This window comes from Aquimarina algiphila (genome assembly GCF_007489275.1).
GTDB classification, from domain to species: Bacteria; Bacteroidota; Bacteroidia; order Flavobacteriales; family Flavobacteriaceae; genus Aquimarina; species Aquimarina algiphila.
The window spans coordinates 1-24,326 of the sequence record NZ_VLNR01000023.1; the positions used below are offsets into that span (position 1 = coordinate 1).

The window sequence follows — 24,326 nt, forward strand, 5'->3', positions numbered from 1 at the left end:
GGGATTTAAAAATAGAATCTTATCAAAGATCACAGCAATGACCATTATTCAATATATCAATAGGTTTGAATTCAACAGAAATATAAACAACCTAAAAATTAATATTAACTAAATGCACAACGGGTTAAATACATAAAAAAAACCTGAACATTTGTTCAGGTTTTTAATTTAAACACTTTGATAATTATACCAAATCGATTATAAAATGAGATATGGATAATTTGAATTAGTTTTTGTTAGTTCAAGGCATAAAATTTCAGAATAGCCATAGCTATTGTTAAATTTTAAAACGAAGAAATTGTAAAAAATAAACGAATTATATATCATGTTTTATGGTTGAATTGGTATTAATAGCTGATACGCATTACCCCCAACAAATCAGTTTTATATTATCAAATAGTTTTAAACTATTAGTTTTTATATATCCAAAATTAGATCAAAACATATGTGAAATACAAAACAATGTTCTTGGTATTTATAAATTTAAACCACAAATTTATAAATACCACAGGGTTTTAATTTTATGATCAAAAGGTCGGTTATATTTAGATAATATTAACTTTTGTAATCAAATTAATTATCTTGGTACTCATAAAATCTATTTGGTTAGAATTTAATGAGGTGACTTCATACATGTAATACAATTTACGATATGTAAATCATTGATTTTTAATTGTTTATTTAAAAGGTATGGTTTTTGGTTTCCATGGAGCAGATAAATGAAATTTTGTAAAAAATTATGCTTATGATTAAAAAGTATACATTTTTAGGTTACCTGTTGATACTGTTTGTTTATGCGAATCAGGTATATGGCCAAAATGAAAAAGAAGATAAGAATCAGAGTGATCTGGGTTATACTCAACTCAAAGCCTTAATTGCAAATCAAAAAACAGATAGTCTTAAGGTCAAAACACTACAATCGTATTTATCTGAGTCCAAATCCCGTGCCGATACTCTAGGCATGGCAAATGCATATTTCTTTTTAGAACTCTTAGTAACAGAGGTTAAATTACAATATGCAGATAGCTTGATTGAGATCACAAAAGATAAAAAGTATATGAATTACCCTGCTAAAGGGTATTTGTTACAAGGTAATAGACAATATGAATTGGGGAATTATAAAGAAGCTCTTGAGCTCTATTTAATAGCTTCAGAAGCTGCAAAAAAAAATGGGAACCAATATTTATACCGATCTATAAAATTTAATATAGGACTATTAAAAAACAATGCAGGAGAAAGAGAAGAAGCCCAAACTATATTCTTGGAACACTTAAACTTTTTAGATCAGAATCCTAAATTTAAAAGCCCATCCGATTATAATAGAGTGCTTTTTGCTTTAACCGATTCATATGTTTACAGTAATCAATTTAGTAAGGCTAAAAGTTATATTGACCAGGGAATTCGTCAAACATTAAAAGTGAACGATACATCTATATATTCTCATTTTGTAATGTACTCAGGGATGTATGAGTATTTTTCTAAAAACTATAAAACAGCAATTGATAGTTTAGAAAAAGGAAAAGATATCATTAAAGATTTTGATGAGGTAAACACAAGAATGGCTATTTGTGATTACTATATAGCTAGATCATATAGGGCCTTGGGAAACAATGAAAGCAGTATATCATATTTTAAGAATGTAGATCATATTCTTAAGAAAACTGAAGATGTTATTCCAGAATTAATAGATACATATGATTATCTAATAGCAGATTCCAAATCAAAAAATGATCTCGAGAAACAAATTGAATATATCAATACGTTGTTAAGATTGGATAGTATTCGGCATGCAAATCAGATTTATTTGACCAAAAATATTAATGAACGATATGACACGGCAGAATTAATTGCTGAAAAAGAAAAATTAATTAATGAACTGCAGGAAGAAACATTTTTAAAAGAAGAAACAATAGCAGTACTCATTCTATTTTTAATTACATTAGTTATTCTCGTAGTGTACTTTTTTTATAGAAGTTATGCTAATAAAAGGCGTTTTTTGAATTTGCTCGAAGAACAAAAAAATAAAGATCGAAGTCAACCAGAATTCAATGCTATTAGCAATACTATTTCAAAAAAAGAAGAGATTGATATTCCAGAAGAAGTTATAGCAACAGTATTAAAGAAGCTTCATGGCTTTGAGGAATCAGTTAGATTTTCTAAAAAACAGTACACACTTAATTCATTGGCCAAAGAATTACAAACCAATAGCGCATATTTATCCAAAATTATCAATGTACATAAGAACATGAATTTTGCAAATTATCTTAATAATTTACGAGTTGATTTTGCTGTTGGTGAGCTTACTACTGATAAAGCATTGCGTTCCTACACTATTAAGGCCATTGCAGAAGAAGTCGGATTTAAAAACGCACAGTCATTTTCTTCTGCTTTTCATAAGAGAACAGGGATTTATCCATCCTATTTTATTAAACAATTAAATAACGGATAATAAGTTATATATACATTTTGGAATACTATTTGAATACTCTTCAAATAAATAATAAAATTTAATCTATAAATTGACTATTATGAAAACAAACAAAAGGAAAAGGGTTCTCAGTTTAGATAAAATCCAAATTAATAAATTAGAGAATATACATGTAATTAGCGGTAAAGGAGACGGTAACCCTGTACCTATTACAAGGGATGATTTTGGATGTACAGTTATAACAAAAACAAGTCCGCTAGGGACCATATAGATCTAAAAAAATACTATTAATTTTTATAAAAATGTTATGAAAACAAGTAAGAATAAAAGGGTGCTCAGTTTAGACAAGATTCAAATCAGTAAATTAGAGAATATACATGTAATTAATGGTAAGGGGTGTGGTAATCTACCTCTTACAAGGGATGCTCCAGGATGTGTAGATACAACAAAAACAAATCCGATTCAAGGGACAGGAAATGGAGGTTAATTAGTATTTTAGATACCTGCTTAAAAACTAGGGTTTTAATGGTATGAATCACAAAAATTATAATCACATGAAAACAAAGAAAAGTAAAAGGATACTAAGTTTAGACAAGATTAAAATTACTAAGCTAGAAAGCCCTCAACGTGTTAGAGGGGGATCTATTACATCTCCTGAAAGTACTGATATTTGGAAATGCGGTCCGATAATTAAAACGCTTCCAATTCAGGCGACAGGAAACGGCGGTTAGCCAATGTTTTATATATTTATTTAAGAAACAGGGGTTTAACAGTATGAGTCATAAAAATTATAATCACATGAAAACAAGTAAAAATAAAAGAATACTGAGCTTAGAGAAGATTAAAATTACTAAGCTAGAAAACGCTCAAAATGTTATGGGGGGATCTATTTCAATTCCACCAGACACAGACACTAAGATATGCGGTATTAAAACGGATCCTTTAAGTGGTGGATTGATTTAATGTAAGAAATATATCTTGATTAAGACAATTTTGTTACTGTAAAAACAAACCCGGACATTAGTTCGGGTTTTTTTACAGATATATTGATCAAGCTTATAAATTTGCAATACAGAATAACATATACTACTTTTAAGAATAAATTTCGACTAAGATAAAGTCAACCCTTTTGTAATGGTAAAGAAAATCAATGCCGAAATCAACAAAGTATATTTTATTACAAAATATACGCTGGTTCATATTCTTGAGGGAACCGGTAATATCCAGGTTGACTTTAAGAGTTATCAGGATTGGGAGGATAAAGCCATTTACCTGGAAAAAGGACAATATATCAAATTCATGTCAGACGATTTTGTAGTTCGGTTTATCGATTTTCCTGATGAAATACTATTTAAATCCAAAGACGTACGAATTCTGTTTAAGCATCTTATTTCATTAGGGTATATCAATTTTAATGAATGTGAAGATTGTCAGTCTTTTCTAAATACTACTGTCTTTAATGATAAGATGAGTAATCTTATTGATGTTTCTACCGAACAGTGGTATTGGCAAAACCCTTTTCAAGCCAATAAAGAAGAATACCAGGTTATATTTGATGTAAAAGATGTAATAGATGCAGAATTTGCAAATCAGATCAATACAAAATCTTTAATCGATTTTATGGTGAATACCCGATATGATGTTCAGCATTTGGTTAAGGATAAAATTGGAATTTCTATCCATAAACTAATACATAAAAAACAACTTACAGAAAGCAAAAAGGATATAGCATTTACAGATAAAAGTATTCAGGAAATTGCATACGATCAAGGGTTTAAAGATGCAGCATATTTTAATCGTTTTTTTAAGAACAAAGTAGGGCAAACCCCTAGGCAGTTCAGAGATAATTTTGATTACCAAAACAGAGATACTTTCTCACAGGATATTATAGCACTTATTCAGGAATTTCATAAAGAAGAACATGCTCTTGGGTTCTATGCCGAAGAAATGAATATTAGTGTAAAAACATTATCAAAAAAGGTAAAACAAAAAATGAATACTTCTCTGGGGCAATTAATTCGTTTACAGATCATTTCATCTGCAAAGATGATGTTAGAAGAAAATGAAAATGTAAAAGATGTAGCTTATGCTTTAGGTTTTGAAGAGGCTAATCATTTTTCTTCATTCTTCACTAACTATGTAGGCACTTCGCCTACAAAGTACAAAAAATAAAAAGTACAATTTATAGCGTGTTTTTTGTAGCCTCTGCGAGGCTAATCATTTTCATATTTGCAATGTAATTACAACACACAATTTGTTTAACTACTTAAAATATACAAAATGAATATTAAAGAACAAGCAACCCAAATGGACAGCATAGTAACTCAAGGAGCTATCGTAGATGCTGTAAAGCAATTTTTTGCAGAAGACGCAACAACTTCAGATTATAATGGATTGGCAACTACCAATAAGCAACAGATGGTTGAAAAAATGGAAGGTTTTGCCGGAGCAATTGCAGAAGTTAATGGTATTACACATCATCATACTATTGTAGATGGTAATGTATCTGCTTCAGAATTTACCTTTGACTTTAACATGAAAGACGAGAGTAAGATTTATTGGCATGAGATTATTCGCAGAGTTTGGAATAACGAAGGAAAGGTAATACAAGAAGAATATTTTAACGCACAATAAGGTCATATTTTGATGTATTTGACCAACACAACGAATTTAAAATAATAATAAAATATAAAGAATAGTAATAATGAAAAACATAGTAAAAACAATAGTTGTCCTATTTGCTTTAGTAATAAGTACAACGCTATCTGCTCAGGATAACAAAGCAAATAATATTGATAATAGTAATATTGCTTTAGAAGGGTATAGTCCAGTGTCCTATTTGGATTTAAAAATTGCTCAAAAAGGAGTAAAACAACATAAATCTGAATATCAAAAAGTGGTGTATTATTTTACATCAGCAGAACAAAAAGCAACCTTTGATAAGAATCCTAAAAAATATATTCCTGAATATGGCGGTTTTTGCGCTTTTGGAGTATACGCTGGCGCAAAGTTTAGACCAGATCCAAATAAATTTATAGTAAAAGATGGAAAATACTTCCTGTACCTGTACAATTTAGAATTAGATGCTCAGCAATTATGGTTAGCAGAAAAAGATCATAACAAACTTGTTTCGACAGCAAATAAAAATTGGGAAAAACTTAGTAAAACACATAATTAAAAAAGACTAGTTTTAAGATTGATTTTTATGATGGCTAAAGCATATTGATTAATAATTTGTATTGATTGGTATGCTTTAGTTTTTTATTTTAGAAGGATGAAAGAATTATTACAAGAAATATCCAGGTGTACCGTATGTTCTGAGCATTTAGAACTGGGGCCGAGACCTATAGTATCGGGAACAATAGAGAGTAAGGTTGTAATTATTGGTCAGGCACCCGGAACAGTAGTACATAGAACAGGTATTCCTTGGGATGATAAAAGTGGAGATAATTTGAGGAGTTGGATGGGAGTAGATAATGATACATTTCATAATGCTACAAAAGTAGGATTAGTACCTATGGGGTTTTGTTATCCAGGAAAAGGTAAGTCGGGAGATTTACCCCCGAGGAAAGAATGTGCTCCATTATGGCATAATCAACTACTGAAGCAAATGAAAAATGTAGAACTCACGATATTAGTAGGTAAATATGCTCAGGATTATTACCTAAAAGAAAAATCAAAACGAACATTAACAGAAACTGTTCATAGTTTTGAAAGCTACCTCCCCAAATACTTTGTTTTGCCACACCCTTCCCCAAGAAATAATATCTGGCAAGCTAAGAATGAATGGTTTGGGAAAGAGGTATTGCCTCGGTTAAAAGAAGAAATTAATCGTTTGGGACTGAGTTCATAAAGCAGCAAATAGACTAAATGTGATAACATTTTATCTATTCGTTGTATTGCTTAGGAATGGTTCAATATAAATTTGCAAATATCTCTATAGATTTTTAAGCGTAGTATGCTTTGAAATTATACTTATTGCAAAATTATGATCATGAATCTAAAACCCTTTCTTTATATAATACTTACAAGTGTTTTACTACTCGCATGTAATTCTAGCGAATCAGAATTTACCAGAAGTATAGAAGACTTCAATTTTGATTGGAAATTTCATTTAGGAGATGTTAAAAACGGACAAAGTATAACCTTAACAGATACCAATTGGGAAGAGATTCGATTGCCACATGATTGGAGTGTTACACAAGAATTTTCTCAGGAAGAGACAGCAGGTGCAACAGGATTTTTACCAGGAGGCATAGGTTGGTATCGTAAAACTTTTACAGTGCCTTCAAGCACAAAAGATAAGCTCACTTGGATCGAGTTTGATGGCGTGTATTCTAACTCAGAAGTATGGATTAATGGGCACTATTTGGGAAAACATCCTTATGGATATACACCTTTTACCTATGAATTGACGAAATATTTAAACTATGATCAACCCAATCAGATTGCTGTAAAGGTAGACCGTTCTGCTTATATAGACAGTCGATGGTACCCAGGTTCAGGGATTTATCGTAATGTAAAATTAGTAACCAAAAGTAAAGTACATATACCACAATGGGGAGTTTTTGTTAGTACTCCCAAAGTTTCAGAAAAGAAAGCGACTGTAGCGATTACATCAACAATAGCAAATCAATCTTCAGAAAAACAAAAAGCCATTGTCCGTACTGTAATCTATAATCAGGATATTAAAATAACCAGTATTCAAAATAAAATAGATATTGAACCGAATGCATCAGTACCACAATTACAAGAAATTACTATTCAAAATCCAAATATCTGGGATATAGAAACTCCAAATATGTATAGACTTGTTTCTGAAATTATCGTTAATGATGTTGTTGTAGATAGATCTGAAACTCCTTTTGGAATTCGTTCTATTGCTTTTGATAAAGACAAAGGGTTTTTCTTAAATGGAAAAAATACTTTGATCAAAGGTGTTTGTCTGCATCATGATGGAGGTTTGGTAGGAAGTGCGGTGCCCAAAGGTGTTTGGAAACGTAGATTGAAAGCGTTAAAAGAAGCTGGGTGTAATGCAATTCGAACTGCCCATAATCCTCCCTCAGAAGAATTCTTGGATTTATGTGATCAAATGGGGTTTCTGGTACAAGATGAAGCTTTTGATGAATGGAATAATCCAAAAGATAAAAGACATAATTATAATCAAAAAGAAGCTAGCCCATTGACAAAAGGGTATACTGAGCATTTTACCGAGTGGTCTGCTCGGGATATAAAAAGTATGGTATTACGGGATCGCAATCATCCATCTATTATCATGTGGAGTATCGGTAATGAAATCGAATGGACGTATCCCAGATATATGAGCGCAACAGGATATTGGGGTAAAAACAGAGTAGGTGATGTAAGCTATTATTGGGATGAACCTCTTTTATCAATAGATCAAATAAAAGAAAATTTTAATACCGAAGGACAAGGGAAATTTAATTTAGCTAATACAGCAAAACAACTATCAAAATGGGTTAAAGAAGAAGATACTACTCGTTTTGTTACTGCAAATATTACCATACCCTCGGTAAGTAATTTTTCTGGTTACGCAGATGCTTTGGATATCGTTGGTTTAAGCTATCGTCAATCGGTATATGACTATGTACATCGCAATTATCCTGAAAAAACGTTTTTAGGAACAGAAAATTGGGCAAAGTATCATGAATGGAAACAAGTACTGGACAAGGAGTTTATAGCAGGAATGTTTTTGTGGACTGGAATTAATTATATGGGCGAATCGAGAGCATGGCCAATTAGAGGTTCCAGCAGTGGATTGTTGGATTTTGCAGGATTTAAAAAACCAGCATTTCATATGTTTAAAACTTTATGGTCAGATGAGCCACATATATATATTACAACACAGTTGATAGATCAATCACCTTATGTATGGGACTCATCTAAACAACAATTAGTCGAAAAAGAGTCAAATTGGGCAGCTCATCAAAAATGGGGGTGGCATAATGTAAATGAACATTGGAACTATAAAAAAGAGCAAGAAATTGCAGTAGAAGTGTATACTAATCAACCCCAAGTGACATTATTTTTAGATGGAAAATCACTGGGGACTCAAAAATTGGAAGATCAAAATGATCATATTTTAAAATGGCTAGTCCCTTATTCAGATGGTAAATTAACAGCAAAAGCTTTAGGGGGTTCGGTTGAATCATCAATACAAACTGCTGCAAAATTTGAGCAAGTAGCAATACATACAGATAAACAATACTTATCCACAGATGGGTATGATGTAGCCCATGTTACTATACAGTTGGAAGATATAAACGGAAACCCAATACATAATAATGATAGAGAAGTAGTATTTTATATAGAAGGAGATACAAGAGTGTTAGGAGTTGATAATGGTGGTAGAGAAGTAATAGAAAAATATCAGACCAACCATGTGCGAACATTAAAAGGAAAAGCATTATTAATACTACAATCCAATACAAGAGCATCTACGATAAAAATAAAAGCGACTTGCGATACTATAGAAAGTAATACTATTGAGATAGAGGTTAAAAAATTATAGAGTTTTTAAAATGGTGTCTTTACTTTAGGAATACAATCGAGCTTTTTGATACAAGATCATGGGCTAATTAACAGGTATTTAGTAGGTTATTAAAAAACTCCGTTTTGTAAGATCAAGCAGTGTATTCATAATTGTTTCCCTCTTCTTACGCTTCTTGAGCTTTGATGATAACCATCATCTAAATTAACTTCCTTGAGTTTGATGGCCCCAGGTTCTTGCATTTTATCAATTATAATGGATAAATCTTCACTTTCTAAAATCTCTTTGATCTCATCAAATTCATCACACCAAATTTCTTCTTGATTTTTATCAAGATTCGGCGTTCTTTCATTTTTTCTGTTCTCATCTGCAACAATACGTGCTTGTATGCGACTTAGATTTTTGGGGCTCATAAATTCTACTCCATAAAGAGAATTTTTTGCTTTTTTTACCACTAAACGACCATTTTCTACCCAAGCGGTTTCCATAGAATCATTAACTTCATAACCAGCACTTTTTAATGCTTTTTTAATAGCTACCCGTCTTGTTTCGACAATAATTTTCTGTGATTCTTCTTTATACAAATGGGTTGCTCTTTCTAATGCCTCCTGTAACTTAACAAGATTATCTGATTTGAGTAATTCTTTCCATTTTTTAATAAATTTAATTTCTAATGCTAATGTTTCCAATTGTGCAATGGCATTTTTTAGAGCTTCTTTTATATCGTTTAGCTCCAACTGCGTTTTAGTAAACGCAGCTGCTTCTATAATGAGCGAATCTATTAAAAGAGGATAATTAACATCTTTGTCATTAAGAGCATTGCATCGCTGTATAAACTCTTGTGTTTTATCTTGAGAAAATCCCTGCACATACATTTCCTTTAAAGTGTTTTCTAGTTTTTTAAGCCTGGATAAAACTTTTGGGAGATTTGAACCCCATTCTTTAACAGAAAGTAAACTATTTCCAGCAGACAGCCGTTTTTGTATCTCTATTTGCTCATCAGTTAATTTTTGTTCATTAAAAGCAACGTCCTTTAAGGTTTTATACAAGCCATCTATTTTTTGACTGTATTGTTCTATTTCTGCTTCCGAAATTACTAAAGGTTCTTTAAAATCTTCAAATTCAATTTTCTTTTTTTGTAATAGAAATCTTAATTCATTATGCGTGCTCTTCAGGTTTTTATAAGTTTCCCATTTAGAAGCTCTTTGTTTAACAACTTTTTGGACTAGGTTCTTCTTTTCCTTTTCTAGGTATTGTATTTGACCGGGTACTTCACGCTCTATTTTTGAGTAATCGTCCTCTGAAATGCTTTGATAATGTTGTAATGTTTCTTCTAGAGACATGCTTAAGTCTTCATCCAAAACACCATGTTTTAAAGCATATTCTTTAATATCTTCAATTTTACTTCTTAGGCTAGTAAGCCATTTTTGTTTTATTATTCTCCTCTCTTCGGGCGTAACTATTCTTACTACTTTGGGACCACTCATTTATATTGAATTTAGGGCATTTTTTATAGCTTCTTCCAATCTCTTTTTTTCACCTTCTGTATCTTGAAACCATCGGTATGATGTTGTTCTATGTATAACAGGGATTGATTTTTTGAGAACTTGCGGGCGCCACAATTCTCTATATCGGGCATTTTTTAACAACTCATTATTTGGCGCGTCACACTCAATACCAATAACAAATCTGCCACTTTCCTGATCCTGTATAGCCAAGTCTACATAGAAAACATTGTAATCACTATTTTCCACAGTATCATAACCCAGGCCTTTGATGTAATTTTTAACTGTATTCTTGAATCCATCATTTTTAAGGATGATGTCTTCATAGCTATTAGCTAACGAAAGTTTACGGATACTCTTATTTGCAACCTGAATCTGGGTATTAGAATGGGTTTCGGCAAAGTTCAAATAGGCCTGTATGTAATCTCTTGGTTTGGAAGGTGATCTTCCTATAGATAGCATATCCGAAATATCATTAATGGGCATTGAAGTCGCAATAATTACTTTATATCGAGCTCTGGTAATCGCTACATTTAGCCGTCTTTCACCTCCACGATGTCCCAGGGCACCAAAGTTTCGACGAAAAACACCATGCTTATTATGCCCAAATGTAGTGCTAAACAAAATCATATCTCGCTCATCGCCCTGCACATTTTCTACATTTTTTATAAAGAATCCCATGTCCTCTCCTTCTTGCTGCTTATTTCGCTCTTGTAGTAACCTTGCCATGAAATCTTGATCGTTTAGTGCCTTTTCTTCAATTTTTCCTTCAATAAGTTCAGATTGCTTTTTGTTGAAAGTAACAATACCAGTGCTTAATCTTTTGTTTTCTGGTAATTGCCAATGATCAGACAAGTATTGGATTAAAGCGTCTGCTTCATCACTATTTGTTTGTTCATTATAAATACCATCTACCCGAATTACTTCCAAGGGTTTAATTTTTTCTATTTCATCTATAGGATGATACGCCGGAACGTGTAATTGCCCACTATAAAAAGCATGATTAGAAAAATTAATCAACGCTTTATACTGTGAACGATAGTGGATTTGGAGTGTAGTTGTTGGCAATACCGTCTTAGCTAAGGTTAATAGGTCTGGGCAATCTTTTACTTCCTTTTTATTCCATGCGTCTTCATAACTAGCCAATTCTTCTTCAGAATTATCTTCACTTAATTCAACATTAATTATATCGTCATCATCGTCCGTAGCTATTTTATGAGCAAAGAAGCCAGCTGGAGGCATCTGTTTTTCATCCCCGCTTATGATTGCTCTTTTGGCTCGATACAAGGATGGAATAGCATGTTCTATTAGCATTTGAGAGGCTTCATCAAAAATAACCACGTCAAACATACCTGCTTGTAACGGTAGTGATTGAGAAACAACCTCTGGGCTCATAAGCCATATAGGGCGCACATCCATTAACCCTATTTCCTCTCCTAAATGGATGAATTCTCTAAGTTTTTTATAATTCTTTCCTCGTAGCTTGGTAATAGAATTCCATTGGAGCTTCGTACCTATTTTTTCGAAATCGTAATTGAGATTTAGTAGTTTTTTATTTTGTTCTTTAACATTTGATAAAAATTTATCTAATGACTTAACACCTTGTTCTATGTCGCTTTCTGCCATGAGCAGAGCAGGTGATCGCTTTTCTATGCGTTGTTTCCAACCCAGTAATCCTTCACGTCTAATAGTTTTCCTGATAAGTTGACTTCTGCTATCAGAAGGGAAATCCTGAATTTGCTGGTCATATTTTCTAAATAGTGCTAATAACTTTAAGGTGTTGTCAAAGTTTTTTTTGTCCCCTAATCTTATCCTAAATTTTTGATACGGAATAAAATAAGCCATATCAGCTTGCATTTTTTCCAGAATTGATACATCAACATCATTATTTTTAATACGTTCTTCGAATTTTTTATAACTGGTAGGTTCTAACCATTGTGCTAGGGGATTTAACTTTTTATAGGATTCTTTTCTAATTTGATATCGCGAGTTAGAATCTCTTAAATGCTGAATAAATACCTTGTATTCTTTCTTGTCTCCGGTCCTTAATAAGTTTCGAGCTTCGTTTTTAAGAGGACAGCTTTTTAGAGCTTGGGCCAAAGCGATGGTTTGCAATAATTCACTTAATTTACTACCTATTTTTACTGCAAGCAATTTATCTTCGAGAATTGGCTCAAACCCAACATTTAGTTTTTTCATTTGTGCCTGATATTGCCCTTGATAATCTCGAAAAGTTACTTCGTTAACAGATGCTATTTTTAATTGCTTTACGTGTTCATCTTTTAATTGAAGTTGGTGTATACTCAATATTTTTTTTAACCTGAAATTGTGTATCCATGATAATGGATTGAGTATCTTAAATTTTGATTTTCTCAAATAAGAATCACAACCTCTGATGGTTTTGTCTAACTGTTTGTCCAAAGCTTGTTTTAACCATTCTGTGAATTGCTCGTTTCTTTGATCGGCAATCAGTTTTTGTACAGATATTAAAAGTTTACTTAGAGCACTTGATATATCTTCTGCTATTGATTTTTCATTGAATTCATCATAAATTAAATCAAACCAGTTTTTAGCATTTTCAGCTTCTACATTGGTTATTTTTAGAAGTTTGTCTTCATTTTCTCTTAGCCATGATTCGTAAAATTGTGCCTCTGCATTATCATAAATTCCAGAGGTTTGTTTTATACAAGCTACTCTTTTCTCTTCAACTTCATAAAAGTTTTTTAAACCTGTGTAAATAGTACCTTGAGTAGCCTCATCATATTGTGTTATTTGAAGGTTAATCAAGCTATTTCCTTCATATTTTGAAGGTATCCAATCATTTATTAATCCACTAATTTGTTCTTCTAGAACATTCAACTCGTTGACTGTATTGTTTTCTAGGTGATTTCTAACTTCTGGGACATCAATATAATTTTTTGATTGAATTTCAATGAGCTCGGATAATATGTTGCGATAACTTATCCCCGAAATATCATCTAACTTATGTATTTGTTGTGATAAAACATTCAGTTCAGCTTCTATTCTGTCTATTTGTTGAGTTAGATTAGCCCTTTGGTGTTTAATTTCTTCAAAAGAATTTTGATGTTTGGTTTTATTGAGATGATGAGATACTTGTTCTCTAATACTCTGAATAATAGGTTGCCTATCTTTTGTGATATCTGTTATGGTCAGTGCCCTATTTTCTATTTCTGCAGCTTCGAGTCGTTTCATTATCACCTGAATAGCTGCTCTTTTTTGAGATACCACCAATACCTTCTCTTTTCTGCCTATACAATCAGAAATGATATTTACAATCGTTTGACTTTTACCAGTTCCTGGTGGGCCTTCTATAACAATGCCTGGATTTGAGCGACTTTGCATGACTGCTTTTTCCTGTGAAGGGTCTACAGGGACCACGGTGTATCGATCGCTTTCTGAAATAATCGGATCATAAGCCGGAATTTCTGGCGTAGTTATTTTCAAAATAGGCTCCATTGCAATATCCGTATGCGGTAGCTTCTGAAGCAAACGAAGGTCTTCACTGATGGCTTGTCCAGTGAAATTTGCATTAAAGAATACAGCAGAACAATACAGTTGTAGTCCCACTTGTTTTAGTTTGTAATTAACTTCTGGGTGTGAAGTAAGTTGTATGCTGTTAGATTGAATATAAGAACCAAATGCGTCAATTACCTCTGAGATACTTAGTGTTTGTCTGCCAAGAATTTCTTGGTAGATTTCTTTTATTCTTTTGTATTGATCTTCCTCTAATGAGCTCGAAAGTGCTGGATTTAACCTAACTTCTTCACGAATTTTATCGAAGCCCACTTCGAGTGTTGGGGCAGCTCTGTTTTTTAACTCTAAGGCCACAGGCCATAGAAGAATGGGAAGTACGCGTGGTCTATGAGTTGTTTTTACTTGACTAATTAAAAATGGAAACCCCATATATAAGGACTCTAAACCCGTATCTCTTTTATAATTGGCCACTTTTAGAAGCATACGCCTTGTTCTATAGTGTAAGAGTGGGTTTTTACTAAAACTCATCGGATCAACCGTTTCTGTGCCAGAAGACCTATTGAGAATACTATTCATTAACTTTTCTGAAGATTTTAATGAAGTACCTAATTCATTGATGTCTATACGAGCAGAATTTTTAGAGATGATCAGTCTTACCAAAGGCCCTCTGGAAGATGCATATATTATTTTCTTTTCGAAAAAGCGTAGTAAACTAGAAGCGTACTCATGCTTTGGAGGTGTTATCCATTCGCTTTTTGGAATTGATAGGCACAATACAGATTGTAATAAAGAAAGTCTCTTTTGTATTCTAAATCGATCCGCCCAGCGGTTCAATGATTCATTATTACTCTTAGAGAAACCTTCTAGATGATTGTTTAACAATTCATAAATCTCTATTCTAGGTTTTACTAGTATATCTCTGTAAAATGATACATCTGGATCGATACCAATTTTTTCGGCTAAATCTATACAGTCTTTAACAAGTTGATCTATAGGAACAAATTGTTGATGCTCTGCACTTACCATGAGGATTAAATCTTCTTCACTTAATCTAATATCTCCCATTAGATCAGACAAAGCAATATTCTTTGCGTCGGGATAAATTTGACGGAGTAAATCCATTTCAGATTTCAACCTTACTTTTGAAGTGCTAAGAGTATTTATTTTAAACTTATCCTTGTCAATAGCAATTTCAAGACTTTTTGCTTTCTGTACTACATTTTGTCTTCTTCTTTTTAAATGAACCAACCATTTTTCGCGATTGATGTTGTCTAGATAATCAGGGATTTCTCCTTCTATCAATTGTGATGCAATAATAGGATTGCTAAGCAACCAAGCAGGGATGATGATTTGACCTCTCCAAGTTAATGGTAAAGCGTCATTTAAATGCATCAATGCCAATGAAAACCGCCATTCTAAATCAATATCTTCTTTAGAACGAAGGTTTCTTATAGAAGAACATATGATATCTTCTCCTTGTATCTCTTTTACCCAATTTGAAATTTTTCCAGAGGTAAATAACTCTAACCCCTCTTTCCAGTTTTTTTCTTCAGCTGCAGCGAGGGCAAAATAACTTAGATTGATGTAGGTCTCGTCACCAAGTATAATTTTTTTCTCTTTCTCTTGTTTTAAGCTTGTTGAAGACTCTATTGGGGGAGTTACATATTCTTTTTTCAACCATTTATCGACCTCTTCCCAATGCCAACGTTTTAAAGGGTCTCTGCATAAAAGGCCTTTAAGTAATAACAATAATCTTTCATCTATATTAGTTGGTAACTCAACACCTCTAGTTACCAGATGAATCATAAAGGCTTTATCATTGATATTTTCAAAAAAAGCTCCTTTGGTAATCTGTTCTAAAACAATCATTCCCAAACTCCACCAGTCTGAAGCAGGGCTTATGCCACCAATAATAGCTTCTGGAGCAGTATATCTTGTGAGTTCTAAGGGGGTATCGGTATCTAAATCATAATCTGACAAACGAGCAGAGCTAAAATCAATAATTACTAGATCAAAACACTCTTGATTTCGGATAAGTATATTCTGCGGACTAAGGTCTCGGTGTCGCATCCCAGCTTCAGAAAAATCTCGAAGAGCTCTTCCTATTTCGTCAACCAATTTCTCTATTTGATTTTCATCAACATAATCAAGGGTGTCTAAAGCACCTCCTTTTATTTGTTCGGTAACTTCAAAAAAGCGATTATCCCAATACCCTGTTTCAATCAATGCTGCTACATGATCAATGTCAGCCTTTTGCAAAACATTATAGATAGCTTTATCTGGTTCATAATTTTCATGGTACAAGGTTAAAAAACAAATCTCTTCCTTGTCATTCTTAACTAAAAAACATTCTTTGGTTGCTTGTGTGGTCTTTACAATTTCTATTACTGTATACTCACCTATAGATTGTATTATTTCTTCTTCTGGAGCAATGGCAGTTTCTTGGATATCTGCTCCGCATTCCATACACATAAAATCTTGCTCTCCTACTTCATGTCCGTTTTCGCAATATCGCGTTTTTTGCTCTGGAGGTGTTTTCTGAATTTCTACGCTTCCACCAATAGGTGTTTGTTTAACATTCATCAATAACCAACTACATGTAACGCTTTCAATAGTATTTTGACAATACATCTCGTTAACCGGTCTTTCACTATTGCATGCTGGGCAAAGTCTTATATACTCCATTTTTATTTTTTCTTTATCACAGCTTGAGTGCTTTTTATATCAACTCCTTCTTGTTGCAACGTTTTTGTTATTTCCTTCATTCCCTGTATAGGAATACCCGCCATCCATACTTTATTATCATCAAATTGTACATCCAATTTTTTTTCTGGAATACATTTTACATAGTCCGAAAATGTATGTTCTCCTAATGATGTTAGTAAATGAATTTTTTGATTATCGCTACCTAACAAAGCCTTGGTTTGAGTTTCTTTATAATCATAAGGTTCAGAGATGAGAACATCAATAAGCCCTTCGAAGATTTCTTTTTTCTGTTTAAGTTTTTGATAAGAATAACCACTATATACTAAAACAGATAGATTGTAAGGTCTTAAGAAAGTAAGCAATTCAAACAGTGCAGCTTGTTGATCAAAAGGTTCACCTCCTGTAATAGTTATTCCATCACAGCTAGGTAACCACTTTTTCAAAACTCTTTTCAATTCATTTATATCAACCATTTTGGTGTTAAATTGCCAAGTGTCTGCTGAAATACAACCTTCACAATGTATTGAACAACCTTGAAACCAGATACCTATTCGTTTTCCGGGGCCAAGAGTTGTAACTGGAAAATGTAAACGTGAAATCCCAATTTCCATTGATCTACTTTTTAATTAAATTGATGGTAGTCCCTTTGTTTTCAAATGAAATACCTTTGGACTCGACAACATCGCCTTTGACAGGATTTATTGAAAACAAAGCTCTCGAAATAGGAGTAATAAAATGATATTCTATCTTATTTCTGATGCCTCTACCACCGTTATTTAAATCTTTAATAGACAGTTCTTCGAGTGTATGAATTACATCTTCTTGAATATGAAGCGAAATGCCTAATTGTTTCTGAATAGCGTTGATGTGATTTTCGATCATCATATTGAATATCATTTTGCCAACATCTTTTCTGATGTAATCAAAAACAATGATGTTATCCCCAATTCGATTCAAAAGTTCAGGTCGATTCAAATCGAATTTGAAATAGCGTTCAATCTCATTTCTTACTTTCTTTTCTACCGTTTCAAAATTATCTTCATAAGTCACGTTTGGAAAACGCTCTCCGGTAGCTGATTTTTTATAAATCCCCAGGTTGGAAGTGAAAACTATTAGCGTTTCAGAAAAATAAACTTTATCACCTCGGCCACTTGTAAGTACCCCATCATCTAGAATTTGAAGAAACTTGTCTAAAATTCTAGGATGAGCTTTTTCAATTTCATCAAACAACACCACGCTAAAAGGCTTTTCTCTAACTGCATTGGTCAATTCGCCTCCTAAATCATAACCCACATAGCCTGGAGGTGCACCAATGAGTCTTTGGTCAGAATGTTCTGCACTAAACTCGGACATGTCAAATCTAATATAGGCACTTTCGTCACCAAATAAAAGACTAGTTAAGGTTTTGGCTAATTCCGTTTTTCCAACGCCCGTTGGGCCAGCCAAAAATACAACACCTCTAGGGCGATTATTTCTTTTGGAACTGCCAACACCTGTTATAGCTCTTTTTACAATATCCACCATGTGCTGTACAGAATGGTCTTGCCCTTTTACTCTTTTTCTAATAAAAGCTTCGCCATTTTCAATTTTCTCTCTATCAATTTTAACCCAGGGATCTTCAGTTACCCCTACTTTATATCTCCTTACTGCGTCGGCAATAAGGGAAATATGAATAGATTCTGATCGAGCCAATTCTATAATGGCTACTAAATCCAAGAGAAGTAACCCTTCAGTCTCATCAACAAAATCTGTGGCTATTCTTTTAGCTTCTGTTTTAGTTTCACATAAGCTTTCTACAATAGGATCTACTAATCTTCTTCGAGCAATATGGTCCGGTTTACCTATCGGGATATGTCTTATTTTGGGATTGTTAACTACCATCCAATCGGGTAAATCCCCTTCTTTGTCTACTATCCAAATAACAGTGTTGTAAAATGGTTTAGGTGGTTGCCCATAAGGTTTTGTTTCTGTAGTTTGGGATAGTATATGTGTCAAACTAAAGGTGTCATGCTCGGCCTTTATTAGATTTTCAGCATTCATCAAAAATTGAGAAGCGAAATCAACAACTAAGGCTATGGGCTCATTAGGATAGTTGACTATGGTTTGTAATACAATATTAAAAGTTTGTAAATTATGGTATATGTCATCTTGCTGAAGCGGAATATGAAGCTTTTGGAACAAGGCTTTTTTTTCTTCAGGATTTCCAAGAAAAAAAGGAATATCAAAACCACTCATAGGATTGTAATAAACCACATGCTTATAGCCTGTACTTTTAAGTTCGGCATCAATTGCATTTTCTAATCTATGCCAGCTGTAGCTTCCGAAATCATTTTTGATAAGCTGAAAATCTTTAATATTTCCAGAAAGGATGAATTGACTTTTTAAAGGAAGAAATCTTCGAAAATCTTGTAACCATCTTACCTTGGCGTCTTTCATTTTTTACTTTGTTTTGCTCTTTTTCAATAATCTTTAAAGCTCTTAATTAACCGCTACGAGAGATACTTGATTTGCTAACCAAATAGCTATTACTCCAGAATCTTTTAACATAAAAAATCTCAATAAACTTACAAACATGTTCATGCTTTACAGTTCGTTTATCCTTTCTATTTATTCAGTAGAGTGATTTCTATATCCAATTGTACATAGAATTTGTCTAGAACAATTTTTCTCTATTTTGGGCCTTATAGGGCTTCCAAACTCGTGTATTAGTCTCTTGTTAATTTAACAACTAATAACAAATCTAAGTCAAACAAGTTTTATAGTTGCAAAAAATATTGGAAAATTTTTGAGCGTGTATTTGAGCTTTTTATTGAACCAGCTCTTGGTAGCCTTAAAACATTCATATCAGCTTATTACATTGATATGAGGATGAAAAGGGAACAAGATGTAATGTGTTTAATACAATAACTGGTCTTGATTCCTGCTATTAGGAAGAGCCAATTTAAACCAAACAAAAAACCCGAACAAATTGTTTGGGTTTTTAAGGTGAGGTCTTTAGGAATAGAATCGAACTTTTTAATGCGAGATTGGGAGTTAATTAGTAGATTTCCAATTGGTTATTGAAAATTTTGTTTTACATAATATTATACTAGTTAATAAATACTTATTAGTTGTTTGCTCTTTAGGCTAAGGAAACCGAAAGAACTTTGATTTTGGTTCTTTGTAAAAACATGATGATTAACCCTTTGTGATATTTAGTAGGATTCCTTGATATAAAAGCAAGGTTATGGAGGATGGCTTTCAAAAGAAATTATGCTAGGGGAAAGGTTTAGTTTTCTAATTTTGTGAACAATCTCCTTGTACACTGGTCTTATTTTAAAGATAATGATAATTATTTCCAACAACTAATAGATATTAACTGTTAATTGTTCCTGTTTTTAAATCATGAAATGTGGTATACCAGTATTTAACATATGATTTGGTAATAGCATTCAAATTAAAGGTATCTTTACCATGTTAAAATTCTGAAAGCTCCAATTTAATCTTGTTTTCTCAAATTCAATATTCTTTTTCTGCTCTCTTTTTTCTCAGCAATAATGCAAAAAAACAAGTTAAGCTAAATTAAGGGTAGCAGTATCCATTTGGGCTCCGTTTTCAATGTAGAACAAGTCTTCACAATTAGATACTTCTGTTTGTCTCTCATTCTTTTTATGTTTATACATTGTCCCAAATTACACATGGATGGGTTTAAAACAAAAAGGCGATAGTATTAAGAATTAAAAATTTCTCAACAAATATTGAGAAATAGAGCAAATAATTATATCATACAAATAATAAATATAAAGTAATGAAAGAAGGAACGGTAAAATTTTTTAATAGTGTCAAAGGATTTGGCTTTATTAAACTCAAGGATTCTGATGAGGATGTCTTTGTACATCAAAGCGGTATTTTAGATGAAATTCGCGAGAACGATAACGTAAAATTTACGATGGAAAGAGGTCAAAAGGGAATGAACGCGGTCAATGTTGAATTGGTCAAATAATTAGTCATGTATTTCTAAAACCGTTGAAAATCAATCTATTGAAGATGGATTTTTATGTCTTATTTCCTGTACTGATGAAATACTTAAATTTTAATTAGCTAAAATCCAAGCTCAAGGATAGTTGAAATATTTAGATTGTCTGAGGATACTTAAATATAAATTCTTAAAGTAAAACTTCTTACAAATAACAAAAAAAGAACAATGAGAATAAAATTATTCCTGATGATGTTAATTTCATATGTTATTTCCCCTTCCCAAGAAATAAATCAGATAAGACAATTGGAGGGGGTTTATCAAGGACAGGTTGAGGGTGGTTATTCGTTTTGTTATAAAACTGCATATGGATTTGAAAGAATATTGGTTTTTAACGAAATTTTGTCCGTTATACTTGAAAAATATCCATTACATATTGATAAACATGTCGGAGAAAATTTTATCATATCGTTTACTAAGAATATAATTATTGAGGGGAAGAAGAATAGAGAAGTATCAACCGTACTACGTTTACAGAAGCTTGTGCCTAGACAGTATCTTCGAAAATGATATAAAATTTAAAAAACGAATACTTCGTCAAAATAGAAACATGAGCACAAAATTATTCATTAAATACATGGTCAGTTTACGATGCAAACTCATGGTGAAAGAAGAGTTAAAAAAACTTGGATTGCATTATGTCGTTTTGGAGTTAGGTGTTATAGAACTCTTGGAAGATATAACTAAAGAGCAACATATTAAACTGAAGAAAAATCTAAGTAAATCTGGCTTAGAATTAATGGAAAATAAAAAAAGTATTCTAATTGAAAAAATAAGAAATGTCATTATCGAAATGATTCATTATACAGATGAATTACCTAAAGTCAATTATTCCGATTATTTAAGTGAAAAAATTGGCTATAACTATACATATCTAGCAAATATTTTTTCTGAAGTGAAAGGAATTACCATTCAGCAATTTATTATTATCCATAAAATTGAAAGGGTTAAAGAATTGCTTATTTATGATGAACTAAATCTCACCGAGATCTCCCATAAACTGCACTACAGCAGTGTTGCGCATTTATCCAATCAATTCAAAAAATTGACAGGATTGACACCTACATTTTATAAGCAATTAAAAGAAAAGCGTAAACAAAACCTGGAAGATTTATAATAGGTTATGTCTTATTATGGCTCGTTCGATGTCCATATTACTCAGTACTATGGAAAGTGTGATATATGTAACGTAGGTTCAACGTAATGTAACGCATTAAATCATTAATTAACTGATTTTTGTATACATACTAAAACTACCCATAACAGGTGAGTTACTAATACTATCTATTAAAACAGAAAATCATGTCAAAAGAAAAAGAAGGTAAATCCAAGTCAGGTAAAAAATCACCTGCAAAAAGTTTGAAAGAAAAAAGGGCTGCAAAAGCTGCAAAAAGAAAGGAGAAAAGGAGTGGTGAATGAACGTTATGTAAAAAATCATGATCATCTTATTCTAGTTTAGCATTAATCTTCTATCATATTATCCATGAAAAATCAAGAATTAGAAAAATCCTTTAAACTTAAGTTGGTTGATACTATTGATTATGTACCTGGATCTGTGGTTATAAAAGCAATCCTGAAGAAAAAAACAGGAACTGTAACTATATTATCATTTGATAGTGGAGAAACATTGTCCTCTAAAATATCTCCTTTTGACAATCTTATTCAGATTATAGACGGAGAAGCTGAGATTATTATTAATGAAGAATCAAATACGATTGAAACTGGTCACGTAATCATTATCCCAGCTCATACAAGAAATGTAGTAAAGGCTAATAAACGATTTAAAATGATGTCGATCATCATTAAAAGTGGTTATGAAGATGTGAGTATTTAGAATTTAAATATAAAGTATATGGAAGGACAAGAAGGTAAATTCAAATCAGGTGATACTGTTTACGCCAAAGCAAATCCTGAAGTTAAATTGATTGTGCGATTATACTACCGCCGAATATATTACTGTACGTTTGCGGAAGATCCTAAGAAAAAGGAAGTAGTGTTTTTTGAAAGAGAGCTTTTATAATGATTACTTAAAATAATTAAAGTTAAGAACAAAATAACACATACATAAAATGACACAAGAATTAGGTATGCCAAAAAAGCAAATCGTTCATTTTAACATTTCAAAAAAGAAGCCTAAGATTGCCTACTTCATATTGGTTCACCATTTTCCTGGACAGTTCAAACGATTGTTTAAAGCCATTTACCATCCAGAAAGCCACTACTTAATACAGATCGATCAAGAGGTTGATATAAACATTGAAAAAGGTGTTAAAACATTTTTGGAAGATTACTCCAGCGTTTATCTATTAAAAAGTGAAAATGTAGAGAGGGGAGGATATAGTATGGTACAGTCTCAAATTAATGGAATGAAATATCTCTTAAACCGTTGTCTGAAATGGGATTTTTTTATTAATCTAAGCGATCAGGATTTTCCTTTGAAATCTCAAGATTTTATTTTTGATTTTTTGAGCAGGAATAAAGAAAAAAACTTCATAAAAATAGCCAATCAAATTAAGAAGAAATTTGATACACTAAACCGCGTTGAAAACCATTTTCATGAGATAGGTATTGGCTTTTCCGGCATACCCTATAAAAGATCTTTCATGAAAAATGTGACTTGGTATGTCGGCGGACAATGGATGATTTTGACCAGAGCATGCTGTGAATTTATTTGTCATAGTCCTGAAGTGAAAAAGTTTGAAGATTTCTATCGTAAGATCCTAATTGCTGATAAATCATTTTTTCAAACGGCATTAATGAATACTTCATTCAAAGAAACGATCATAAACGATGATAAGAGAGCTGTTGTAAGGATAGTTGATGGCGATATAAAATTGAAACCAAAAACTTTGACAAGAGCGGATATCGACTTCTTAATACAAGGAGACAACTTATTCGCCAGAAAATTCGATGAAAGAGTAGATGAATCTATATTAAATATTCTGGAGGAAGCTCTAGACACAGATCAAATAACAAATAATTCTAATAGTATTGATTTTAACCTTATTTCAACACTTACTATTGATGCAAAAAAAAGTGATCTATTAGATCTGGAAACAATTATAAATCCGTCAATTCAACTACCAAAACCACTACTTAATGGCAGTAAATAAATAGTAAAATGGCTACAACAAATATTACAAGAAGTTGGAGAGAACCAAAGGTAATGATCAAACAGAGATTCATTTTTTTATCTAATAAAGATTTTGACTTTAAAGATGAGCAAAAAGAAATGATGCTTAATAATCTTGCAATTAAACTTAAGAAAACCAGAGCAGAGTTAGAGTTACTTTTTGCTGAACTTCAAACCTGTTGAATTTTAATAATTAAGAAAAAAGATCATGCATAAATTTAGAATACAACCGCTTGCCGATCGAGTATTGGTAAAAGCCGATATAGCAAAAGAAAAATCAAAGGGAGGCATTATCATACCTGATAATGCAAAAGAAAAACCTCAAAAAGGAATCATATTAGCTGTTGGAAAGGGTAAAAAAGATGAACCCATGACTGTAAAAGTTGGTGATGTCGTATTATATGGAAAATATTCTGGAACAGAAATTACTGTTGATGATATTGATGCACTTATTATGAAAGAGTCAGACATCTTAGGTATTATTCAACCAACTACTTTGGAACTTATATAAGAACATTTTGTAAGATACTGTA

General features: G+C 32.3%; 22 protein-coding genes and 1 pseudogene. 19 read left to right on the forward strand and 4 right to left on the reverse strand.

What is annotated here, in order from left to right; translation table 11 throughout:
- The 11 genes and pseudogenes from FOF46_RS32525 to FOF46_RS12410 form a co-directional block, all read left to right on the forward strand.
- Window positions 1–112 (forward strand): annotated as a pseudogene (locus tag FOF46_RS32525) (IS982 family transposase); the annotation flags it as partial.
- Window positions 113–745: 633 nt separating this feature from the next.
- On the forward strand, window positions 746–2,449 hold the full coding sequence (locus FOF46_RS12380; protein ID WP_167571821.1) for a response regulator transcription factor: 1,704 nt from the start codon (window positions 746–748) through the stop codon (window positions 2,447–2,449).
- A 79-nt stretch (window positions 2,450–2,528) separates the two neighbouring features.
- The gene (locus tag FOF46_RS31525; RefSeq protein WP_160114016.1) at window positions 2,529–2,699 is read left to right on the forward strand and encodes a hypothetical protein; all 171 of its coding nucleotides are present in this window, start codon (window positions 2,529–2,531) and stop codon (window positions 2,697–2,699) included.
- Window positions 2,700–2,735: 36 nt separating this feature from the next.
- Complete coding sequence (locus FOF46_RS12385) at window positions 2,736–2,915, forward strand: hypothetical protein (RefSeq protein ID WP_143916658.1); 180 nt, start codon at window positions 2,736–2,738, stop codon at window positions 2,913–2,915.
- A gap of 67 nt (window positions 2,916–2,982) precedes the next feature.
- On the forward strand, window positions 2,983–3,159 hold the full coding sequence (locus tag FOF46_RS31530; protein WP_160114015.1) for a hypothetical protein: 177 nt from the start codon (window positions 2,983–2,985) through the stop codon (window positions 3,157–3,159).
- 67 nt (window positions 3,160–3,226) lie between these two features.
- On the forward strand, window positions 3,227–3,391 hold the full coding sequence (locus FOF46_RS31535; protein ID WP_160114014.1) for a hypothetical protein: 165 nt from the start codon (window positions 3,227–3,229) through the stop codon (window positions 3,389–3,391).
- A gap of 171 nt (window positions 3,392–3,562) precedes the next feature.
- On the forward strand, window positions 3,563–4,600 hold the full coding sequence (locus tag FOF46_RS12390; protein ID WP_143916659.1) for a helix-turn-helix domain-containing protein: 1,038 nt from the start codon (window positions 3,563–3,565) through the stop codon (window positions 4,598–4,600).
- 108 nt (window positions 4,601–4,708) lie between these two features.
- Entirely contained in the window at window positions 4,709–5,062 is a 354-nt protein-coding gene (locus tag FOF46_RS12395) for a nuclear transport factor 2 family protein (RefSeq protein WP_109434143.1), read from the forward strand.
- A gap of 70 nt (window positions 5,063–5,132) precedes the next feature.
- Window positions 5,133–5,606, forward strand: coding sequence for a YHS domain-containing (seleno)protein (locus tag FOF46_RS12400; RefSeq protein WP_109434142.1), 474 nt, complete (start codon window positions 5,133–5,135; stop codon window positions 5,604–5,606).
- A 96-nt stretch (window positions 5,607–5,702) separates the two neighbouring features.
- A complete protein-coding gene (locus FOF46_RS12405; protein WP_109434141.1) occupies window positions 5,703–6,281 on the forward strand; it encodes a uracil-DNA glycosylase family protein in 579 nt (192 codons plus the stop codon).
- 141 nt (window positions 6,282–6,422) lie between these two features.
- Entirely contained in the window at window positions 6,423–8,960 is a 2,538-nt protein-coding gene (locus FOF46_RS12410; RefSeq protein WP_143916660.1) for a glycoside hydrolase family 2 TIM barrel-domain containing protein, read from the forward strand.
- A gap of 125 nt (window positions 8,961–9,085) precedes the next feature.
- Here FOF46_RS12410 and FOF46_RS12415 read toward each other — a convergent pair whose 3' ends face one another.
- Genes FOF46_RS12415 through FOF46_RS12430 form a run of 4 tightly spaced genes read right to left on the reverse strand, consistent with a single transcriptional unit; the run spans window position 9,086 to window position 19,081 of the window.
- Complete coding sequence (locus FOF46_RS12415) at window positions 9,086–10,426, reverse strand: coiled-coil domain-containing protein (protein WP_143916661.1); 1,341 nt, start codon at window positions 10,424–10,426, stop codon at window positions 9,086–9,088.
- Window positions 10,427–16,624 (reverse strand): protein kinase domain-containing protein, encoded by a 6,198-nt coding sequence (locus FOF46_RS12420; RefSeq protein WP_143916662.1) that lies wholly within the window; start codon window positions 16,622–16,624, stop codon window positions 10,427–10,429.
- 2 nt (window positions 16,625–16,626) lie between these two features.
- Window positions 16,627–17,256: a 4Fe-4S single cluster domain-containing protein gene (locus tag FOF46_RS12425; RefSeq protein WP_143916663.1), complete on the reverse strand. Its 630-nt coding sequence runs from the start codon at window positions 17,254–17,256 to the stop codon at window positions 16,627–16,629.
- Window positions 17,257–17,260: 4 nt separating this feature from the next.
- The gene (locus FOF46_RS12430; RefSeq protein ID WP_143916664.1) at window positions 17,261–19,081 is read right to left on the reverse strand and encodes an AAA family ATPase; all 1,821 of its coding nucleotides are present in this window, start codon (window positions 19,079–19,081) and stop codon (window positions 17,261–17,263) included.
- Window positions 19,082–20,432: 1,351 nt separating this feature from the next.
- Between FOF46_RS12430 and FOF46_RS12435 the strand changes: the two genes are divergently transcribed.
- The 8 genes from FOF46_RS12435 to FOF46_RS12465 all read left to right on the forward strand — a co-directional run bounded on the left by FOF46_RS12435 (window position 20,433) and on the right by FOF46_RS12465 (window position 24,304).
- Window positions 20,433–20,627, forward strand: coding sequence for a cold-shock protein (locus FOF46_RS12435; RefSeq protein ID WP_143916665.1), 195 nt, complete (start codon window positions 20,433–20,435; stop codon window positions 20,625–20,627).
- A 201-nt stretch (window positions 20,628–20,828) separates the two neighbouring features.
- Entirely contained in the window at window positions 20,829–21,170 is a 342-nt protein-coding gene (locus FOF46_RS12440) for a hypothetical protein (protein WP_143916666.1), read from the forward strand.
- A gap of 67 nt (window positions 21,171–21,237) precedes the next feature.
- Window positions 21,238–21,777 (forward strand): helix-turn-helix domain-containing protein, encoded by a 540-nt coding sequence (locus FOF46_RS12445; protein ID WP_143916694.1) that lies wholly within the window; start codon window positions 21,238–21,240, stop codon window positions 21,775–21,777.
- A 366-nt stretch (window positions 21,778–22,143) separates the two neighbouring features.
- Window positions 22,144–22,494: a cupin domain-containing protein gene (locus FOF46_RS12450; RefSeq protein WP_143916667.1), complete on the forward strand. Its 351-nt coding sequence runs from the start codon at window positions 22,144–22,146 to the stop codon at window positions 22,492–22,494.
- Window positions 22,495–22,512: 18 nt separating this feature from the next.
- Entirely contained in the window at window positions 22,513–22,680 is a 168-nt protein-coding gene (locus tag FOF46_RS31540; protein WP_167571823.1) for a hypothetical protein, read from the forward strand.
- A 49-nt stretch (window positions 22,681–22,729) separates the two neighbouring features.
- Window positions 22,730–23,773, forward strand: coding sequence for a beta-1,6-N-acetylglucosaminyltransferase (locus FOF46_RS12455; RefSeq protein ID WP_208746774.1), 1,044 nt, complete (start codon window positions 22,730–22,732; stop codon window positions 23,771–23,773).
- Window positions 23,774–23,781: 8 nt separating this feature from the next.
- On the forward strand, window positions 23,782–23,976 hold the full coding sequence (locus FOF46_RS12460; protein WP_143916668.1) for a hypothetical protein: 195 nt from the start codon (window positions 23,782–23,784) through the stop codon (window positions 23,974–23,976).
- Window positions 23,977–24,001: 25 nt separating this feature from the next.
- Window positions 24,002–24,304, forward strand: coding sequence for a co-chaperone GroES (locus FOF46_RS12465; RefSeq protein WP_143916669.1), 303 nt, complete (start codon window positions 24,002–24,004; stop codon window positions 24,302–24,304).
- Window positions 24,305–24,326 lie beyond the last annotated feature (22 nt).

Coding starts and splice junctions, on each gene's coding strand:
- FOF46_RS12450 (WP_143916667.1), top strand. CDS start 22,144: ATGAAAAATCAAGAATTAGAAAAATCCTTTAAACTTAAGTTGGTTGAT.
- FOF46_RS12435 (WP_143916665.1), top strand. CDS start 20,433: ATGAAAGAAGGAACGGTAAAATTTTTTAATAGTGTCAAAGGATTTGGC.
- FOF46_RS12385 (WP_143916658.1), top strand. CDS start 2,736: ATGAAAACAAGTAAGAATAAAAGGGTGCTCAGTTTAGACAAGATTCAA.
- FOF46_RS31525 (WP_160114016.1), top strand. CDS start 2,529: ATGAAAACAAACAAAAGGAAAAGGGTTCTCAGTTTAGATAAAATCCAA.
- FOF46_RS31540 (WP_167571823.1), top strand. CDS start 22,513: ATGGAAGGACAAGAAGGTAAATTCAAATCAGGTGATACTGTTTACGCC.
- FOF46_RS12400 (WP_109434142.1), top strand. CDS start 5,133: ATGAAAAACATAGTAAAAACAATAGTTGTCCTATTTGCTTTAGTAATA.
- FOF46_RS12415 (WP_143916661.1), bottom strand. CDS start 10,426: ATGAGTGGTCCCAAAGTAGTAAGAATAGTTACGCCCGAAGAGAGGAGA.
- FOF46_RS12390 (WP_143916659.1), top strand. CDS start 3,563: ATGGTAAAGAAAATCAATGCCGAAATCAACAAAGTATATTTTATTACA.
- FOF46_RS31530 (WP_160114015.1), top strand. CDS start 2,983: ATGAAAACAAAGAAAAGTAAAAGGATACTAAGTTTAGACAAGATTAAA.
- FOF46_RS12425 (WP_143916663.1), bottom strand. CDS start 17,256: ATGGAAATTGGGATTTCACGTTTACATTTTCCAGTTACAACTCTTGGC.
- FOF46_RS12405 (WP_109434141.1), top strand. CDS start 5,703: ATGAAAGAATTATTACAAGAAATATCCAGGTGTACCGTATGTTCTGAG.
- FOF46_RS12380 (WP_167571821.1), top strand. CDS start 746: ATGATTAAAAAGTATACATTTTTAGGTTACCTGTTGATACTGTTTGTT.
- FOF46_RS12440 (WP_143916666.1), top strand. CDS start 20,829: ATGAGAATAAAATTATTCCTGATGATGTTAATTTCATATGTTATTTCC.
- FOF46_RS12465 (WP_143916669.1), top strand. CDS start 24,002: ATGCATAAATTTAGAATACAACCGCTTGCCGATCGAGTATTGGTAAAA.
- FOF46_RS12395 (WP_109434143.1), top strand. CDS start 4,709: ATGAATATTAAAGAACAAGCAACCCAAATGGACAGCATAGTAACTCAA.
- FOF46_RS12430 (WP_143916664.1), bottom strand. CDS start 19,081: ATGAAAGACGCCAAGGTAAGATGGTTACAAGATTTTCGAAGATTTCTT.
- FOF46_RS31535 (WP_160114014.1), top strand. CDS start 3,227: ATGAAAACAAGTAAAAATAAAAGAATACTGAGCTTAGAGAAGATTAAA.
- FOF46_RS12460 (WP_143916668.1), top strand. CDS start 23,782: ATGGCTACAACAAATATTACAAGAAGTTGGAGAGAACCAAAGGTAATG.
- FOF46_RS12410 (WP_143916660.1), top strand. CDS start 6,423: ATGAATCTAAAACCCTTTCTTTATATAATACTTACAAGTGTTTTACTA.
- FOF46_RS12455 (WP_208746774.1), top strand. CDS start 22,730: ATGACACAAGAATTAGGTATGCCAAAAAAGCAAATCGTTCATTTTAAC.
- FOF46_RS12420 (WP_143916662.1), bottom strand. CDS start 16,624: ATGGAGTATATAAGACTTTGCCCAGCATGCAATAGTGAAAGACCGGTT.
- FOF46_RS12445 (WP_143916694.1), top strand. CDS start 21,238: ATGGTCAGTTTACGATGCAAACTCATGGTGAAAGAAGAGTTAAAAAAA.